Source organism: Ahrensia marina (genome assembly GCF_042140245.1).
GTDB lineage: Bacteria > Pseudomonadota > Alphaproteobacteria > Rhizobiales > MH13 > MH13.
Window position 1 is genome coordinate 1,901,753 of the sequence record NZ_CP159483.1, and the last position, 17,737, is coordinate 1,919,489.

At 57.9% G+C, this 17,737-nt stretch carries 16 protein-coding genes; 12 read left to right on the forward strand and 4 right to left on the reverse strand.

The features are described 5' to 3' along the window. Positions 1-54: 54 nt before the first annotated feature. The gene (locus ABWH92_RS09340) at positions 55-480 is read right to left on the reverse strand and encodes a GFA family protein (RefSeq protein WP_375574226.1); all 426 of its coding nucleotides are present in this window, start codon (positions 478-480) and stop codon (positions 55-57) included. 196 nt (positions 481-676) lie between these two features. Here ABWH92_RS09340 and cofG point away from each other — a divergent pair, with 196 nt between their 5' ends. The 12 genes from cofG to ABWH92_RS09400 all read left to right on the forward strand — a co-directional run bounded on the left by cofG (position 677) and on the right by ABWH92_RS09400 (position 14,527). Continuing rightward, on the forward strand, positions 677-1,825 hold the full coding sequence (cofG, locus tag ABWH92_RS09345) for a 7,8-didemethyl-8-hydroxy-5-deazariboflavin synthase CofG (RefSeq protein ID WP_375574133.1): 1,149 nt from the start codon (positions 677-679) through the stop codon (positions 1,823-1,825). After that, positions 1,825-3,114 carry a 5-amino-6-(D-ribitylamino)uracil--L-tyrosine 4-hydroxyphenyl transferase CofH gene (cofH, locus tag ABWH92_RS09350; protein WP_375574134.1) on the forward strand — a complete coding sequence of 430 codons (1,290 nt, stop codon included), beginning with the start codon at positions 1,825-1,827 and terminating at the stop codon, positions 3,112-3,114. The genes cofG and cofH overlap by 1 nt, the downstream gene beginning before the upstream one ends. A 1-nt stretch (position 3,115) precedes the next feature. Next, complete coding sequence (gene cofD / locus ABWH92_RS09355) at positions 3,116-4,033, forward strand: 2-phospho-L-lactate transferase (protein ID WP_375574135.1); 918 nt, start codon at positions 3,116-3,118, stop codon at positions 4,031-4,033. Continuing rightward, on the forward strand, positions 4,030-4,677 hold the full coding sequence (gene cofC / locus ABWH92_RS09360) for a 2-phospho-L-lactate guanylyltransferase (protein WP_375574136.1): 648 nt from the start codon (positions 4,030-4,032) through the stop codon (positions 4,675-4,677). Before cofD ends, cofC begins: the two co-directional genes overlap by 4 nt. Next, positions 4,674-5,447: a coenzyme F420-0:L-glutamate ligase gene (gene cofE, locus ABWH92_RS09365; protein WP_375574137.1), complete on the forward strand. Its 774-nt coding sequence runs from the start codon at positions 4,674-4,676 to the stop codon at positions 5,445-5,447. Before cofC ends, cofE begins: the two co-directional genes overlap by 4 nt. Continuing rightward, positions 5,444-6,112 (forward strand): NADPH-dependent F420 reductase, encoded by a 669-nt coding sequence (gene npdG, locus ABWH92_RS09370; RefSeq protein WP_375574138.1) that lies wholly within the window; start codon positions 5,444-5,446, stop codon positions 6,110-6,112. Before cofE ends, npdG begins: the two co-directional genes overlap by 4 nt. Before the next feature lie 38 nt (positions 6,113-6,150). Then, a complete protein-coding gene (locus ABWH92_RS09375; RefSeq protein WP_375574139.1) occupies positions 6,151-7,155 on the forward strand; it encodes a TIGR03842 family LLM class F420-dependent oxidoreductase in 1,005 nt (334 codons plus the stop codon). Positions 7,156-7,526: 371 nt separating this feature from the next. Further along, on the forward strand, positions 7,527-7,787 hold the full coding sequence (locus ABWH92_RS09380) for a DUF4212 domain-containing protein (protein ID WP_375574140.1): 261 nt from the start codon (positions 7,527-7,529) through the stop codon (positions 7,785-7,787). Positions 7,788-7,804: 17 nt separating this feature from the next. Then, positions 7,805-9,580, forward strand: a complete 1,776-nt coding sequence (locus ABWH92_RS09385) for a sodium:solute symporter family protein (RefSeq protein ID WP_375574141.1) — start codon at positions 7,805-7,807, stop codon at positions 9,578-9,580. 182 nt (positions 9,581-9,762) lie between these two features. After that, positions 9,763-11,604, forward strand: a complete 1,842-nt coding sequence (locus tag ABWH92_RS09390; protein WP_375574142.1) for a putative nucleotidyltransferase substrate binding domain-containing protein — start codon at positions 9,763-9,765, stop codon at positions 11,602-11,604. A gap of 121 nt (positions 11,605-11,725) precedes the next feature. After that, positions 11,726-12,265, forward strand: coding sequence for a hypothetical protein (locus ABWH92_RS09395; RefSeq protein ID WP_375574143.1), 540 nt, complete (start codon positions 11,726-11,728; stop codon positions 12,263-12,265). A 180-nt stretch (positions 12,266-12,445) separates the two neighbouring features. Next, positions 12,446-14,527 (forward strand): exonuclease domain-containing protein, encoded by a 2,082-nt coding sequence (locus ABWH92_RS09400; protein WP_375574144.1) that lies wholly within the window; start codon positions 12,446-12,448, stop codon positions 14,525-14,527. A gap of 81 nt (positions 14,528-14,608) precedes the next feature. On the opposite strand, the gene ABWH92_RS09405 is transcribed toward ABWH92_RS09400, so the two are convergent. From ABWH92_RS09405 to ABWH92_RS09415, 3 genes are read right to left on the reverse strand one after another with little or no spacing between them, the layout of a single operon-like run. Continuing rightward, positions 14,609-15,211, reverse strand: coding sequence for a hypothetical protein (locus ABWH92_RS09405; RefSeq protein ID WP_375574145.1), 603 nt, complete (start codon positions 15,209-15,211; stop codon positions 14,609-14,611). Next, positions 15,208-15,405 carry a cbb3-type cytochrome oxidase assembly protein CcoS gene (ccoS, locus tag ABWH92_RS09410; protein WP_375574146.1) on the reverse strand — a complete coding sequence of 66 codons (198 nt, stop codon included), beginning with the start codon at positions 15,403-15,405 and terminating at the stop codon, positions 15,208-15,210. Before ccoS ends, ABWH92_RS09405 begins: the two co-directional genes overlap by 4 nt. After that, on the reverse strand, positions 15,405-17,705 hold the full coding sequence (locus tag ABWH92_RS09415; RefSeq protein WP_375574147.1) for a heavy metal translocating P-type ATPase: 2,301 nt from the start codon (positions 17,703-17,705) through the stop codon (positions 15,405-15,407). The genes ccoS and ABWH92_RS09415 overlap by 1 nt, the downstream gene beginning before the upstream one ends. Positions 17,706-17,737: the final 32 nt, after the last annotated feature.

The window sequence follows — 17,737 nt, forward strand, 5'->3', positions numbered from 1 at the left end:
TTGAACGCTTACCGGGCATAACAGTAGATGGTAGGTGCCGACACCGTCCTGAACTTATTCGCTACGGCTGTATCGGAGGTAACCAGCCACTCGCGGACCGGACTCTTCGTCTGTCGGGTGGTTGATGCCATCCAGGACGACCACTTCTGGAAAATCAAAAGGGCTCACGCCGTCAATAACGGATACGTTGACCCCAAATTGGGTCGGGTTAGAGCGTCTTTGGTGGTGCGTATAGACGCCGCAAACCGAACAAAAGTAATGCCGAGCCGTTTTTGTGTTGAATTGATATAGGGTGAGCAACTCCTCGCCTTTGAGAAATCGTATGTCCTCCAAACGGGCTGAAACGGCAACTGCACCACGCATTGTGCAGTAAGAACATTTGCACCTTCGGATGGTGTTAAACTCATCAGCCAGTCGCACTTCAAAGGTAACGGAACCGCAATGACACGAGGCTCGGTGCGTTTTTCGCTTGTAAGTCATCAATCCCGTCTCAGAGACACCCAATTGCATGTTTTTCGTAAGGTCTAGTGTGGGCATCTATATGACACTAGGCCAATTCCATATCGGTCAGGGCCTCAACAACCCCTTGACCAAAATTTGACCAAATGGTCTACTTTTCCTTTCAAAGCGGTTTTGCCCACAGAAGGCAGGCGCTTGAACGAGGGGAAAGGACCGTATGGTCAGTGTTCGAGAGGCGGTTGCCTTTGGTGAAGCGGGCGAGAGCTTGCGTCGCGAACTTGCGCGTCAGGCCTCTGCCATCCGGTCTGCTCATTGGGGCGATACGGTCACCTACTCCCGCAAAGTGTTTGCCCCACTGACCACCATGTGCCGCGACACGTGCGGCTACTGCACCTTCGTCAAGCATCCTGATGATACCGGCGCTTACATCATGACGCCAGATCAGGTGCTTGCCACGGCCCGTAAGGGTGAAGAGACCGGCTGCAAGGAGCTGCTCTTCTCGCTGGGTGAAAAGCCCGAGCAGCGTTATGAAAAAGCCGCTGAGGCGCTGGCCAAGCTCGGCTATACCTCCATGATCGACTATCTGGCTGCCATGTGCGCATTGGTGCTGGAAGAGACGAGCCTGCTGCCGCATGTGAATGCCGGCACATTGACTGACCACGAGATCGAAACGCTGAAACCTGTCTCCGCCAGCATGGGCATGATGCTGGAGACTGTTTCCAACCGGCTGATGCAGCCGGGTATGCCGCACCACCAATGCCCGGATAAAACGCCCAAAGCGCGGCTGCGCACGCTGAAAACGGCTGGTCGCAACAAGGTGCCGTTCACCACCGGACTTCTGATTGGGATTGGTGAGACTTGGGCGGAGCGCGTCGAGGCACTGGCGGCAATCAATGAAGCCCATCAGCGTTACGGGCACATTCAAGAAGTGATCATCCAGAATTTTCGAGCCAAGCCTGGCATCGCCATGGCCGATCACCCCGAGCCCACGCTGGACGATATGCTGCTGACGCTGGCCACCGCGCGGCTGATGCTGGACCCTTCGATCAGCTTGCAAGCCCCGCCGAACCTGTCAGCGCGCCATGCCGTCTATCTCGACGCCGGGATCAATGATTGGGGTGGGATTTCGCCTGTTACGCGGGACTTTATCAATCCTGAGCGCCCCTGGCCGCAGCTCGATGGCTTGGCCAAAGCCTGTGCCGACAAGGGCTTGACCCTGCAGGAGCGCCTAACCGTTTATCCCGCCTATTTGCAGGCCGATGGCTTTGTCGCGTCGCCTATTGCCGCCCGCGCTCAGGCGATGACACGCCAGGATGGGCTAGCGGCATCTCAAGCTTTGGAGCAAGTGTTGGAGGGTGCTGCCTGATGCTGTTGCCGCAACCTGCCTCATCGGCCATTCGGGCCATTCTCGACAAAGCTTTGGCGGGCAACGAGGTCAGCCGCGATGAGGGCGAAGCGCTGTTTCGCACCCGTGGTTCTGATCTTGATGCGGTGGTCGCCGTCGCCGACCAGCTGCGCCGCCAGGTGTGCGGTGATCGGGTGACCTTCGCCGTCAATCGGAACATCAACTTCACCAACATCTGCTACATGGGCTGCCAGTTCTGCGGCTTTGCCAAGCGGATGGAGGATAAGGGCGCGGAGTTTCTTTCGCTGGACACCGTCGTCGCCCGTGCTCGCGAAGCATGGGATCGAGGCGCCACGGAAGTGTGTATTCAAGGCGGTCTGCACCCCAAAATGAAGGGCACGCACTACCGCGATATCCTGCTCGCTATCAAAGCCGAGCTGCCGGACATGCACATCCATGCCTTCTCGCCGTTTGAGATTTGGTATGGCGTGAAAAAGACCGGCATGAGCATCGCTGACTTTCTGGCTGATCTCAAAGCCTGCGGATTAGGCTCGATGCCAGGCACGGCAGCGGAGATTTTGGACACTGAAATCCGCAAAGTTCTGACCCGCGATAAGCTGACCACCGATGAGTGGGTGGAGATCATTTCCACCGCTCATCAGGTTGGTATTCCGACGACCGCAACAATTATGTACGGCCATGTGGATGGGCCAAATCATTGGGCGGATCATTTGGAGCGTTTGCGGCAGATTGCACGTGTTAGTCCGCGTCACCGGGCGGACGGTCTGCAGACTGGTCCGCCAAAAACAGCAGACGGTCCGCCGGATCGTCCGCTCGCTGGTTTCACCGAATTTGTGCCGCTGTCTTTCGTGCACGAGGATGCGCCGCTTTACCTGAAAGACCCGTCTGCTGTTCGTCCTGGGCCGACCCGTGAGGAGGTTGTTCTGATGCACGCGGTCTCGCGGATCATGCTGCATGGATACATCGATAACATCCAGGTTTCGTGGACAAAGCTTGGGCCTGAAATGGCGCAGGCGATGCTTGGCTGCGGGGTGAATGATTTGGGCGGCACCTTGATGAATGAAAGCATCTCTAGAGCCGCCGGTGCGAAGAATGGCCAGGAGGTAACGGCTCACGAGATGGTCCATATCATCCGCTCTGCAGGTCGGGTGCCTGTTCAGCGGAATACCCTTTACGGAATGGTGCGAGATTTCGCGGAGTTGGATCCGGACATGCAAGCTCCGCTTGTGGACCGTAAGGGTTCTAACCCTCTGGCGTTTCTTGAGAAAAGCGAGCGCAAGCGTGCCTAGAGTGACGCTTCTTGCCGGTGGTGTCGGTGGCGCCAAGATGGCTGAGGGTTTGGCCGCGTTGGACGATGTTGAGCTGACAATCATCGGCAATATCGCCGATGATGAACAGTTTCACGGGCTTTGGGTGTCCCCCGATATCGACACGGTGACCTATACGCTGGCCGGCATGATTGATCGCAGCCAAGGCTGGGGTGTGGCCGACGAAGGATTGCGGGCGCTGGGTGTTTTGGAAGCGCTCGGCGAACACACCTGGATGACGTTGGGCGACAAAGACCTTGGCCTGCACATTTATCGCACCATGCGCCGCCATGAAGGGGATCGGCCCAGCGATATCGCCCGCCACATTGCTAAAGCTTTTGGCGTCAAACCAACCATCGTTCTGCCAACCGACGATTGGATGCAAACGCGGCTGGTCACCGATATTGGCCCACTGAGTTTTCAGGAATACTTCGTGCGCGAAAAGTGCAAACCCGAGGTTCAGGAGATCTGGTTTGAGGGCGTGGAATTCGCTAAGCCGACGCCCGAAGCCTTGGATGCCCTTGAAAAGGCTGATCTTATTGTGTTCGCCCCGTCCAACCCGTTGGTGAGCATCGACCCGATCCTCGCCATCCCCGGTGTGCATGATGCGGTGGTGGAAGCCCCCGCGTCAGTGATCGCGGTTAGCCCACTGATTGCCGGAAAAACCGTGAAAGGCCCCGCGTCGCGGATGATGGAGAGTCTGGGTCTAGAAGCCTCGGCACTCGGCGTCGCGCGCCACTATCAAGGGCTGGTCGACACGCTGGTGATCGACACTCAAGATGCCGAGTTGCAAAGCGATATCGAAGCGTTGGGCATGGAGGTGTCATCGACCGATATCTTGATGCCGACGCTTGAGCGCAAGCGAGAGGTTGCTGCATATCTGCTGGAGGTGATGCTGTGAGCGAAACGAACGCATCCCTTTGTGTCATCATCCCGATGAAAGATCCAGGAGAGGCCAAAACCCGGTTGGGCGACACGCTGCCCGCCAAAACGCGTGCTGCTTTGACCCGCACTTTGTTCCGGCAAACCCTGCGGGTTCTGAAGATGCTTGATCAGGATCTTCACATTGCTGTTGTCACGAATTCGCAGGCCATTGCAGCGATTTGTCTGCCATTCCGGGTGCAGGTGCTTGATGATCCAGGTGGTGGCCTCAACGATGCTGTTAAGGCGGGCGCGGACTATGCCGCGCATCATCGGTTTTCCAGTGTTTGCATCTTGCCCGGCGATCTAGCCGATCCTGCGTTTGAAGACTTATCAGCGCTCTTTGCCGCGCCGCGAGAGGCTAATTCCGTCACCATCGCCCCGGCCCATGATGGCGGAACGAACGCACTTCTTGTGACCCCGCCTGATGCTATGCTTTTTGCCTACGGGCCTGATAGCTGCGCAGCGCATCAGATCAATGCCGAAGGTGCTGGCCTTTCCTGTTTGCTGATGCCCCTGCCAAGCCTTCTCTATGATGTGGACCGCTCGTCTGATCTTGGTGCGCGTCTTACGCGCGGGCTCGATCGTTCTCTGGGTGCTTTCGGCAAGGAGGCTTCCGGATGAGGCGTGCGGAGATCCTATCCGTTCCTGGTATTCCAGAAGTGCAAGCAGGCGACGATCTCGACGGCCTGATCGGCGATGCGCTTGTCGCTGCTGATCTGGCGCTGGGCGATGGTGATGTCCTCACCCTTGCTCATAAGATCGTCTCCAAAGCTGAGGGACAGGTGCGTCGGCTGGCAGATATCACGCCGGGTGAGGAGGCTCTGCGGTATGGCGAGGAGCTTTCCAAAGACCCGCGCAAAGTGCAGGCCGTGCTTGATGAAAGCACGCGCGTTGTGCGCGCTTTCAAGCACCCGCACGCGACCGAAGGCACCATGATCTGCGAGCACCGGCTGGGGCTGATCTCGGCCAATGCGGCCGTGGATGAAAGCAACACCGGTGGTTCGGATGAAGTGATCTTGCTGCCCAAAGACCCTGACGCCAGCGCGCAAGCGATGCGAGATGCGCTCCAAGCGCGCTTTGGTGCCGAAATCGGCGTTATCATCACCGACACGTTTGGCAGGCCTTGGCGGCTTGGCCAGGTGAATGTGGCTATTGGCTTGGCGGGTGTACCAGCACGGATCAATGAAGCCGGTGGACACGATGCCCGCGGGCGCGAGCTGAAAGTGACCGAGCCTGCTTTTGCCGATGAGGTGGCGGCGGCATCTGGTCTGGTGATCGGCAAAGCGGCGCAAACGCCGGTTGTGCTTTTTCGAGGCCTTGATTGGCCATCAACAGATGATGCGCGGGGGACTGACCTGATACGCGCGCAAAGCGAGGATATGTTTCGATGACGATTGCAATTGTTGGGGGCACTGGCCCTCAGGGCAAGGGGTTGGCCTTGCGGTTTGCCCGTGCGGGCGTGCCCGTGGCCATTGGCTCACGCGATGGTGGACGCGCTGCTGAAATCGCAGGTGAGTTGTCGGCACAGCTTGGCGGTGATGCTGCGGCGATCACCGGCCATAGCAATGATGATGCGGTCGCTGCCGCTGATCGTATTGTGATCCTGTCTGTGCCTTATGCCGGGCACAACGCCACGCTGGAACAGATCAAGGGTGGCCTTGCTGGCAAGGTTTTGGTCGATATCGTCGTGCCGCTTGCACCCAATGATCCGAAGATCGTGGAGATGCCGCCTGAAGGGTCTGCTACCGAGGCGGCGCAGGCCATTCTGGGTGACGACATTCCCGTGATCGGCGCTTTGCATAATGTTTCAGCGGCGACGCTCAACAACCTCGATTGGGATATCAATTGCGACATCCTTGTCTGCGGCAACTCTTTGGATGCCCGCAAAGAGGTGATGGCGCTGGTGAAAAAGCTGGGTGTCGAAGCCTACAATGCCGGTGGGGCGAGTGCTGCACGCTGCATTGAGGCGATCACGCCCATTCTCATCCGCATCAACATTTCCAAGCAGGTGCCGTTCACCCACGCCGGCGTGAAGATCTGGCCGCCTTCCCATTAAGCTTCACTGACTTCAAACAACACTGAGGGGATAAACCGATGGAATTTGGGATCACATTTAAGGGCTTTGTGGAGCCCGACCGTGCGCGTGCTCTGGTGCGCCAAGCAGAGAACGCTGGCTTCACCTATTGCTGGTTCTATGACAGCCACATTCTGTGGCGCGAAAGCTTTTCAGCCATGGCCATGTGCATGGAGCACACCAAGAACATGCGGTTTGGCCCCTGCGTGACCAACCCCAACACCCGTGATTGGTCCTTGGCGGCGTCGATGTTTGGTTCGCTCGCCAAACAGTCTAGCGGCCGGTTCGACATCGGCGTTGGGCGTGGTGACAGCGCTGTGCGCGTGATGGGCAAGAAGCCTGCCAAGCTTGCCGTGCTCGAAGAGTTCATCACCAAAGTTCAGGCCATGGTGCGTGGTGAAGAGGTGACCTATGGCGATGTGCCGGCACCCATCCAGTTTCCATGGGCAACAGGCTATGAGCTGCCCGCTTGGGTGGCGGCCTATGGGCCGATGGCATTGAAATCAGCCGGTACGGTGGGTGACGGTTTGATCCTACAAATCGCCGAGCCTGGCATCTGCAAGTGGTTGGCTGATCAGGCGATTGCCGCGGGCAAAGAGGCAGGCCGAGACATGTCGAAGTTCAAGGTCATGTCTGCTGCACCTGCTTACATCGGCGACATTGTGGAAGCGCGTGAAGCGACCAAATGGTTCCCGGCCATGGTTGGCAACCACGTTGCCGACATTGTGGAGAAGTACGGTGCAGATACCGATCTCGTCCCGCAGAGTCTGACGGCCTATGTGGAGAAGCGGCGCGGCTACGACTATTCCAAGCACGGCCAGAGCGACAACCCATACCTTGATTTCATCACAGATGACATCATCGATGGCTTTGCTGTTCTTGGTTCAGTGGATGATCACATCGCTAAGCTTCAAGAGCTAGAAAGCGTTGGCGTGACCCAGTTCAACATCTACCTGGACAATGGCGATGAGGAGAACATCATCGCGCGCTATGGCGATACGATTATTCCGGCGATGCAGGGCTGATCGGAACACTTTGATGACCCTTCGACGTAGCCGCCCGCCTTTGCGGGTGGCTACGTGCTTTTCCCCGGCAACCAAAGTTGCAGTGCATGATATTGCTGCGCTGCACAGTTAATACTTCCCCAGGTTTTTCTTATAAGTATCTGAAATTTCAATATTTTTCGCGTCTTATCCTAAGGGTGGACGTCGTTCGTTGATTACCCGGAAGTATAGGGGGTAGTCCGTACGTACCCGCTTCAAGAATCCAAAACGTTCCGATACTTTGCCCGCCAGCTTTGGGTCGTTCCCATTGGGTGATCCCCTTTTTCCAGAGAGGGTCTCCAGAGGGAGGGAAGCGATCCAAGGGCTGGAAACGTCTTTAGGGAGGACGCGTATTGTCTGACAACTCCGATAACACTGCCTATTGGAAGGCGAACCTTCGCCTGATTGGCATATGCTTGGTGGTATGGGCGCTTGCCTCATTTGGGTTTGCGATCCTACTTCGCCCACTTATTTCCGGCATCGCCGTTGGCGGTACCGATCTTGGTTTTTGGTTCGCCCAACAGGGCTCCATCCTCGTGTTCCTGGTTCTGATCTTCTTTTATGCGTTCCGCATGAATGCTTTGGACCGTGAACATGGCGTGGATGAAGAGTAGGTCTGGGAGCGCCACTTATGACACAAACAACACTTAACTTTATCGTCGTGGGGGCCAGCTTTGCCCTCTACTTCGGTATCGCTTTTTGGGCGCGTGCTGCGTCCACAAGCGAGTTCTACGCCGCAGGTCGCGGTGTGAACCCGATCGTCAATGGTATGGCGACCGCTGCTGACTGGATGTCGGCGGCTTCCTTTATTTCGATGGCGGGTCTCATCGCCTTCGTTGGTTACAACAACTCCTTGTTCCTTATGGGCTGGACCGGCGGCTACGTGCTGATGGCCATGCTGCTTGCCCCTTACCTGCGTAAGTTCGGCAAGTTCACGGTGCCTGAGTTTGTTGGCGACCGATACTACTCCAACGCTGCGCGCGTTGTGGCGGTTATCTGTCTTATTGTGATCTCGGTGACCTATGTGATCGGTCAGATGCGTGGCGCGGGCATTGCCTTCTCACGCTTCCTGGAAATCGATATCGATGCTGGTCTCTACACCGCTGGTCTCGTGGTCTTCGTGTACGCCGTTCTCGGCGGTATGAAGGGCATCACCTACACCCAGGTTGCACAGTACTGCGTGCTGATCATTGCCTACACCATTCCGGCAATCTTCATTTCGCTGAACCTGACGGGCAACCCGATCCCAGGTCTTGGCCTGTTCTCGACCATGGCTGAAGGCCAGGCGGGCGCTGGGCAGCATCTGTTGGTGACGCTTGACGGACTTCTGACCGATCTTGGTTTCAGGGAATACACGGCAACAACCAATCCTTGGTTGATGGCGCTCTACACCCTGTCGCTGATGATCGGTACGGCTGGTCTGCCACACGTGATCATTCGCTTCTTCACCGTGCCTAAGGTGGCTGATGCTCGTACATCGGCTGGTTGGGCTTTGGTGTTCATTGCGCTTCTTTACCTGACCGCTCCAGCTGTGGGTGCGATGGCGCGCTTGAACATCACGACCACTATGTGGCCGGCGGGTATTGAAGGCGAAGCGGTTGCTGTCGACGAGTTGCCTGATTGGTTCGAAACCTGGCAGGTCACTGGCCTTTTGGGTGTCGAAGACAAGAATGGTGATGGCCGCATTCAGTACTACAATGATGCCAACCCAGATATGGCTGAACTGGCTGCCGAGCGCGGCTGGGAAGGCAATGAGCTTGTCACCTTTAACCGTGACATTCTCGTGCTTGCCAACCCGGAAATCGCACAGCTGCCAGGCTGGGTGATTGCCTTGATCGCTGCCGGTGGTATCGCCGCGGCGCTCTCGACGGCGGCTGGTTTGCTGCTTGCAATCTCCTCGGCCATTTCGCACGATCTGATCAAGTCGGTGTTTAAGCCGGACATTTCAGAGAAGGGCGAGCTGCTCGCAGCACGTATCTCGATGGCGGTTGCCATCTGTGTGGCAGTCTATCTTGGTCTCAATCCACCAGGATTTGCGGCACAGGTGGTTGCGCTAGCGTTCGGTCTTGCTGCTGCAACGCTGTTCCCAACGCTGATGATGGGGATCTTCTCCAAGCGGATGAACTCCGCCGGGGCGATCGCAGGTATGTTGGCCGGTCTTATCTCGACCTGTCTCTACCTCTTCCTGTTCCTCGGTTGGTTCTTCATTCCGGGCACAGCCACACTGGACAGCTCGCAGTATCTGTTTGGCATTCCACCAACCCACTTCGGGCCAATCGGTGCAGTGTTCAACTTTGCTGCTGCGTTCCTGGTATCGCGTGCAACGTCGGCTCCGCCAGAGCACATTCAGGCACTGGTGGAATCGGTACGCTACCCACGTGGCGCCGGGGCTGCTGTGGACCACTAAGTCCTGGCAATCCAACACACACTTTGACGGGTCCCGCTTGCGCGGGGCCCGTTTTTCTTTGGCGTATGAGCTCTATTTGCGCCTGTTTTTAAGGGCTTTGCCCAATTGGCCTCGCCGCCTGCCAAGCGCATGGTCAGCATGCTGATTTGCTGACACGCTGCCTGTGATGCCAAGGATTTCCCATGGATGTGACCCTCGCCAATGCGCCTGACTTTGTGCGCAACTACCATCCGTTTGACTCCTTGTCCGAGGAGGCCATGGCACAGTTGCTCGATGGCGTGGGCGTGGAGACCTATGCCGATGGCACAATCATTTTCGGCTTTGGGCAGGATGTGGATGCGCTGCGGATCGTGGCGCGAGGTGAGGTCGATCTGCTCTCGCCGGATGGAGACGTGATCAGCCAAGTCCATGGTGGGGACAGCTTTGGTTCGCGGGCTTTGTTCAATGATGGCGTGGCCAACCAGTCGGCGCGGGCGCGTGGCGATGTATCGGTCTATACCGTTGCCGCCGCCACCTTCATGGAGCTGGTTGAGGCAAGCGCTCCATTTAAAGCCTTTTTCGGACGGTTCTTGCCCAAACAGGCCGAGCAGGCACCCAATGCCGATGCTAGCCTGGTTGGCATTGCGCTGCGCGATTTGATGACGCCAAACCCTATCACCGTACCGCTCGGCACGCCGGTGCAGGACGCGGCCAGCATTATGGCGGACAAGCACATCTCCTGCGTGCTGGTGGTCGATGATGGAAAGCTTGTTGGCCTGCTCACCACAGGCGATATCACTGGCCGCGTTGTGGCGCAGGCGCGCGATCCAAGAATCCTGGTTGATGAGGTGATGACCGCCAATCCCATGGCGTTTGCGCCGGATGCGTCTGGCTTTGACGCGATGCTTGCGATGAGCAGCAAGGGCATTGGCCATCTGCCCATTGCGGAGGATGGTAACCCGGTTGGGATCATCACCCGCACCAATTTGGTGCGGCGACAGCAAGTTTCTGCGGTCTATATGATCGGTGATATTCGCCGCCTCTCCGACACCGCCAAGCTCGCTGATGTGATCGAACAGGCGCCTGCTTTGCTTGTCCAGTTGGTCGGCTCAGGCGTGCCGCCGCATGAGATCGGTAGAGTTATGACCTCTCTGACCGATGCGTTGACCACGCGCCTGTTGGAAATGGCAGAAGAGACGTTCGGCCCAGCGCCTGTGCCCTATCTCTGGCTTGCGTGCGGTAGTCAGGGGCGGCGCGAGCAGACGGGTGTGTCTGACCAGGATAATTGCTTGATCCTGCACGATGATTTCGAGCCGTCGTCTCACGATGGCTATTTCAAAGACATGGCGCAGTTCGTGTCGGATGGGTTGGATGAGGCGGGCTATTTCTATTGCCCTGGCGATATGATGGCGACGAACGATCGCTGGCGCCAACCGGTGAGTGTCTGGCGCGGCTACTTTGAAAACTGGGTGCGCAAGCCCGACCCCATGGCGCAGATGCTTGCCTCTGTGATGTTCGATCTGCGGGCCATTCATGGCCAGATGAGCTTGTTTGATGGTTTGCAGGAAACGACACTCGATCTTGCCTCCAAGAACTCGATCTTCCGGGCGCACATGGCGGCCAACTCGCTGAAGCACACGCCGCCGCTGGGTCTCTTCCGCGGCTTTGCCCTGATCAAATCAGGCGAGCATAAGGACACCGTAGATCTGAAACACAATGGCGTTGTGCCGATTGTTGATCTGGCGCGCATGTACGCGCTGGAGGGCGCCATCGGTGCGGTGAACACCCGCGAACGGTTGGAGGCGGCGCGCGAGGCAGGTACCCTCTCTAAGTCTGGTGCAAGCGATCTTATCGATGCTTATGACCTCATTTCCACGATGCGTCTGCGTCACCAAGCGCGGCAGATACGTGATGGCGAGAAGCCTGATAACTTCCTTGCACCTTCGCGGCTTTCCTCCTTTGAACGCAACCATTTGAAAGATGCGTTTGGGGTGATCAAAGGCTTGCAGTCAGCGCTTGGTCATGGGCGCAGCGCGGGCGGTTAGCAAGCGCGCGGCGTGCAATGAGGCATCGGCACGTGTCGTCCAAAGGCTGGGCTGGTGAAGTGACCCGTCACAGGCTAAACGGAGCGCTGGTTTCTGTTTCCGTTTTGCCCGGAAGGCATTCATGTTCCTAGGTTACATCGGCGCAATCGCTGGCGGCATCGGTCTTGCCGCCATGCTGTTGATCGTCTCCAAACTGTTTCGGCTGAAGCTGCCACGCTGGATGTATCCAGCTGTTGGCGGTTTGGGTATGATCTTGCTGACGGTTCACATTGAGTACAGCTGGTACGATCAGGTTCGCTCCAACCTGCCTGAAGAGATCGAGGTGGTGCAGACATTCGACTACTCAGTCTTTTATCAGCCCTGGACGTATCTCATTCCACGCGTGAACCGTTTTGTGGCCATCGACCACACCACGGCGCGGACCAACCCTGATTTGGAAAACATGGTGCTGGTGGATGTGATCCTGATGGAACGCTTTTCACCGGCCCTGATCGCCACCAACATCATCAACTGTCAGGATGGTGAGCGGGTGCTCTTGGGGGATGATACCGAGCTGGATGAAAACGGCATGCCCGTGAATGGCGACTGGATTGCCGCCGGATTGGATGATCCGCTGATCGCTGCGGCCTGCGCGCGCCACAGCCCGCAAACCTCCTCCTAGCTGCCCTTACTCTTCGACGGAAGGATAGGGCTGCGGGCCCTTTGCATTTGGCTAGGATCAAGGAAGGAGCTGCAGGCTGTGCTTAGCCTGCTGCCTTCAACGGGCTAAGCCACGCATAAGAACGAACATGGCGGCCTGACACACCGGTGACACCTGTTGGGTGACTGTGGGAGGACCGCCGTGAGCAAGAACGCTCCACAATCCTTTGATCCGCGCCGTGCAGCGCGCAAACTGTTCATGCCTGTCTTGGCGCTTTCTATCATTGTTACCGCACTTGCCGCCGTCATGGCGTTTGCTGGTGATGGCCAATTGGATCGCACGCTGGAGCCGCTTGCCGCGCTCGCCTCGCTTGGTCTCATTGCGATGCTGTTTGCTTTGATGAACAAAGTTCGGACAACAGCCTTTGCCCCTGCGCAGCGCTTGCAAGGCGCGCTTGCTCGCGTTCCCGATGAAGGCGCGGCAGCAGTCGCGGGGCTTCGTGATCCGGGCCTTTTGGGTGGCGTGGTGCGTGAGGTGAGCCAACTGCTGGAAACGCATCTTTCCAGCGGGCAGGACGATGCCAAGCAGCGGGAAACAGCAGTTCGTGGACGTTTGGAAACTGTGCTGCGGGATTTGCACGATGGTGTTTTGATCTGCACGCTGGAGCATACGGTGTTGCTCTATAACGCGCGTGCCTTGGAGATTCTTCACGTTACAGGTGAGGTGGGCCTTGATCGCCCCCTGTTCGAAACGTTGGCAGAGCGACCCTTTCGACATGCGCTTTTGCGTTTGCGAGCCCGTTTCGCCTCAGGCCGGCATGTCGATCACGCCGATGGGCTCAGCATCATGCTGATCGCCGGGACCGTAGATGGTCGTCACACCATCAAGGGCCGCATGTCGCTCATGATGGATGATGCTGGAGAGGTGCCGGTTGGCTATGTCGTGACCTTTGAGGATGTGACAAACGCTCTTTCCACCGCGCTTTATCGTGAGCGCGCGCTTTTTGACATTCGAGATGATCTGCGCACGCGGCTCGGTGATTTGACCGCCAAGGCGGACGCTGCCGACCTCAAAGCGGATATGCAGGCGGTGAGTGAGGAGGTGGAGCGACTTGATACGTTCCTCCTCGATGTGTTGACCGGGGCTTGGCCCATGAGTGCGGTGTTTTCCACCACGCTGTTCCACTGCGTGGCCGAGCGCGACTCCGAAGGTCGTAGCCTCACCATTTCGGTTGAGGGTGATCCTGTTTGGCTGCACTGCGACAGTGCGTCGATCACCGATCTGTTTGACCGCATCGCCAACCGTATTGCGGTCGACTTTGAGGTGCGCGAGTTCCGCGTGATCGCCACGCTTGCCTCAGACGGTGTTGCCTATGTGGACCTGCTGTATGCAGGCGACGCGGTGAGTGAGGCGGCATTGACCGGTTGGCTGAATGAGCGTTTGGAGCCTGATCTTGGGCCGGTTACCGGTGATGATATTCTTCACCGGCATCGCACACGCTTTCAGATTGATGAGAACATTGGGGAGGGAGTCACTCGGCTTCGCTTGCCGCTGAAGGTGGCAGCTGAGCGCTATGAACGCACCGAGCGTTCCTTCACGCCCGCACAGGCGCGACGTGAATTCTACGACTTTGACCTGTTGCACCGGCCCCATGCCAGTGCGTTGGACAAGCAGCCCCTTCGCGCTTTGACCAGCGTTGTGTTCGATACGGAAACGACTGGCCTTGAGCCATCGAAAGGCGATGAGATCATTTCCATTGGCGCGGTTCGCATCGTCAACGGACGCTTGTTGCGCGGTGAAATCTTCAACGAGTTTGTCAATCCGCAGCGCACGATCCCAGCTGCATCCACCAAGATTTATGGAATCACCGATGCGATGGTCGCCGATGCACCGAAGATCGATGAAACACTGCCGCGCTTTCATGGTTTCGTTGGGCCAGGCGCGCTGATTGCTCACAATGCGGCGTTCGACATGAAGTTTTTGGCGCTTAAAGAGGGGCTGGTTGGTGTGCAGTTCAACCAACCGGTGCTCGATACCTTGCTTCTGGCTGCGCATGCTTTGGGCCGTGATGAGAGCCTGTCCTTGGACGGTCTGTCAGAGCGTTTTGGTGTGGTATTGCCGCCAGAAGATCGTCACACGGCGCTCGGTGATGCGCTGGCCACAGGTGAGGTTTTTCTGAAGCTTCTACCGTTGCTGGAAGCGAAGGGCGTGACGACCCTTGCCGATGCGTTGGAGGCCTCTGACCGCCAGGTTGGCCTGCGGCGGATGCAGGAGCAGTTCTAGCTGCTTTTGGTCAAGGCAATGAAAAAGGGCGATGCCGTTATGCGGCACCGCCCTTTGCAGCAGTTGATCTGTAAACAGGCGCTACATCACCAGCTCTTCAACCTCTTCGCCAGGCTGAGGCTTGGCAAGTTCTGGGTTTGCCCCGTTGAGGCCAACAAGGAAGAGGCCGATCAGGAACACAGGCGTTGCGATCACGCCAAACGCGATAAGGGCAGCTGGGCCAAAAAAGATCACCGCGATGATCAAGGCCACGACAGCATTGACCAAGAACAGCGAAAGCGTGGTGGCATCCGTCCAGCGTCCATAAAAGAAGCTGCGCTTTTTGCCCGTGTCATCGACATCATCAATGGTTGGCTCAATGCCCATCTTGCGGTCGCGCTGGGCTTTCAAGCGGCGGAAAAGACCCACCACAAGAGCCGGAATGAACAGGATGATGCTGGCGACAAGCGCGAACGGGGCAGAAACAATCTTGGCGAGGCCGGTTTGCTCCGCGCCTGATGTCAGGCTTGGCCAGGCAAACAACAGGCCGAACAGAACAAGGCCAATCAATGTCACCCAGATGGCGCCTGTAACGCCGCCCACGGCATACCCGATGCCGCCAAAGCCGACGATGTTGATGAGGAGGACGATGAGGCCGCCTAGGGTTTTACCGGCGGTCGATTTGCCCGCGTTTGAAGTGCTCATTGCTTTTCATCCGTCTTGGTGGGTGTGGTGTCGAGAGGCAAAGAATGCTCAGGATGGTCATCGGTGTAGAGGATCCGTTCCGCCGCGCCTTGCAAATCATCAAACTGGCCTGATTTTAGCGCCCAAAAAAACGCGATTAGACCAATTGTTGAGAGAACAAGCGCCAACGGCACCAGAAAAAGCAGAACATCCATCAGATGGCTCCTTCGGCTGGGCGGGCTGCGGCAGCTGAATTGGTGCGTGCGCCGAGCCGTTTGAACGGGTTGCCATCCATGCGCAAGGCGTTGAGCGTGACGATAATGGAGCTGGCGGCCATGGCGATGGCGGCGATCCAAGGTGTCACCAGGCCGAGCACGGCAACTGGTACCCAGAAGAGATTGTAGCCGACGGAAAATGTGATGTTTTGCACCACAATGCGCCGTGTTGCGCGAGCGGTGGCAAGTGTCTCAGGCAGGGCGGTGAGGCTGTTGCCTTGGAACACAGCATCGGCGGCGCGCCGTGAGATATCAGCAGCGCTGGTTGGCGCCAGCGAAGCGTGGGCGGCGGCAAGGGCAGGGGTGTCGTTGAGGCCGTCGCCAACCATCAAAACATGTTTGCCCTCAGCTTTCATTGCTTCAATGGCCGCGATCTTGTCGGACGGCGTCATGTCGCCCTGCCAATCGGTGATGCCAAGCTGGTCCGCCAGCGGCCCAACAAATCGCGCGCGGTCACCGGACATGATCGCGATCTCAAAGCCGCGCTCTTTCAGCGTATCGATGACGTGCCGTGTTTGTGGGCGCAGCAGGGGCGCAAAAGCAAAGCGAGCCGGTTTGCTACCTGGGCGGGTCAGCCAAACCTCAGTTTCCAAACCGCCATGGGAGGCGTCATTGGCTTCGATTTCTTCCGCCGACAGGCCGCACCAACGAGCAGAACCTAAGCGGATTTCACCCGCATCGCTCATCCAAGACAGGCCCATACCGGGTGTGTCCTCGACGCCTTTGACACGGGCGACATCGGGCGCGGCAGTGCGGATTGACTGAGCGAGGGGATGCTTGGAGGAAGCTGCGATCGATGAGGCGATCTGAAGGGCGTCGGTATCCTCCGGCAAACCCACCAGTCGTGGTTCGAGCGTGGTCAGCGTACCGGTTTTGTCAAACACGATCGTGTCGATCACGGCATAGCGTTCCAGGGCGGTCTCTGACTTAACCAGCACGCCCTGACGGCTGAGGCGACCGGCGGCGACGACCTGTGTGATCGGCACGGCCAGGCCCAGTGCGCAGGGGCAGGTGATGATGAGCACACAGACGGCGATCATCAGCGCTTCCGGCACGGCCATGCCGCCAAAAAGCCACCAACCGAGGAACGCACCCAGCGCCAGCGCGTGAACGGTGGGAGAATACCAGCGCACCACTTTGTCGGCGAAGGCCATGTAGCGGCCCTTCTTTTGCTCGGCGGCTTCGAGCAAACGCACGATTTCGGCAAGCACGGTGGCTTCACCAACACTCTTGGCTTCCACGATCAGGGGACCAGTGAGGTTCATGGTACCAGCCAGCACATTGGCGCCAACCGCGACATCTTTGGGCGTGGTTTCGCCATCAATGAGGGCTGTGTCGATGGAGGAGCCACCCTCGCGCACAATACCATCCACGCCGATACGTTCCCCAGCGGCGACTTGAATGCGGTCACCGCTTGCAAGGCTATCAGATGCCACGGCTTGCAGTGTGCCATCGGGGAGAAGCTTCTGCACCGGTTGTCCGGCGAGCATCGCCAGATCATGCACCGCAGAGCGGGCGGTGCCGCGTACCTTGTGGTCCAGATAGCGGCCAACCAACAGGATAAAGAGCAGCATCAGCGCGCCATCGAAATAGACGTGCGGCCCGCCGGTCCATGTTTCATAAAGGCTCATGGCCGTAGTGAGCGTCACGCCAACTGAGATCGGCACATCCATGTTGGAGCGGCCCTTGCGCAGGGCCGCAACAGCCGAGCGGTAAAAGGGGAGGCCTGCATAGTAAACCGAAGGAACGGCGATCAGTGCGGCGATCCAATGGAAGAAATCGCGCGTGGCTTGGCCCATGGTGGCGAAATGACCGGCCCAAACCGCCCAGGCGAGCATCATTAAATTGGCTGCGGCAAAGAACGAGACCGCCAGCGCCATGATCAGTTCGCGCTCGGTCTTTTTGTCTCGCTCAACCACCGCTTCCATGCGGTAGAGGGCGACCGGATAGCCCAGTTCTTCAATGGCTTTGGCAAACGCGTTGGCGCGGGTTTCTGGGCCCGACCATTTGACGGTTAAGCGGCGGGTTGAAAGGTTGACCCGCCCGATCTCGACATCTGGCTCCTGCGCCAGTCGGTCTTCGATTTTACGCACGCATCCACCGCAATGAACGCTGCCAACGAGCAGATTGATCGTATGCACACCGTCTTTGTCGGTTTCGACAGCTGTTGATAGATCAAGGCCGGGCCGGCTGGCCTGATTGCTGGAGGGTAGAGCGAAGGACGCGTCGAGTGATGCCATGTATCGTCTTGGACCTGTCGTTACAGACCGTG

Coding starts and splice junctions, on each gene's coding strand:
- ABWH92_RS09340 (WP_375574226.1), bottom strand. CDS start 480: ATGACTTACAAGCGAAAAACGCACCGAGCCTCGTGTCATTGCGGTTCC.
- cofG (WP_375574133.1), top strand. CDS start 677: ATGGTCAGTGTTCGAGAGGCGGTTGCCTTTGGTGAAGCGGGCGAGAGC.
- cofH (WP_375574134.1), top strand. CDS start 1,825: ATGCTGTTGCCGCAACCTGCCTCATCGGCCATTCGGGCCATTCTCGAC.
- cofE (WP_375574137.1), top strand. CDS start 4,674: ATGAGGCGTGCGGAGATCCTATCCGTTCCTGGTATTCCAGAAGTGCAA.
- npdG (WP_375574138.1), top strand. CDS start 5,444: ATGACGATTGCAATTGTTGGGGGCACTGGCCCTCAGGGCAAGGGGTTG.
- ABWH92_RS09375 (WP_375574139.1), top strand. CDS start 6,151: ATGGAATTTGGGATCACATTTAAGGGCTTTGTGGAGCCCGACCGTGCG.
- ABWH92_RS09385 (WP_375574141.1), top strand. CDS start 7,805: ATGACACAAACAACACTTAACTTTATCGTCGTGGGGGCCAGCTTTGCC.
- ABWH92_RS09390 (WP_375574142.1), top strand. CDS start 9,763: ATGGATGTGACCCTCGCCAATGCGCCTGACTTTGTGCGCAACTACCAT.
- ABWH92_RS09395 (WP_375574143.1), top strand. CDS start 11,726: ATGTTCCTAGGTTACATCGGCGCAATCGCTGGCGGCATCGGTCTTGCC.
- ABWH92_RS09405 (WP_375574145.1), bottom strand. CDS start 15,211: ATGAGCACTTCAAACGCGGGCAAATCGACCGCCGGTAAAACCCTAGGC.
- ccoS (WP_375574146.1), bottom strand. CDS start 15,405: ATGGATGTTCTGCTTTTTCTGGTGCCGTTGGCGCTTGTTCTCTCAACA.
- ABWH92_RS09415 (WP_375574147.1), bottom strand. CDS start 17,705: ATGGCATCACTCGACGCGTCCTTCGCTCTACCCTCCAGCAATCAGGCC.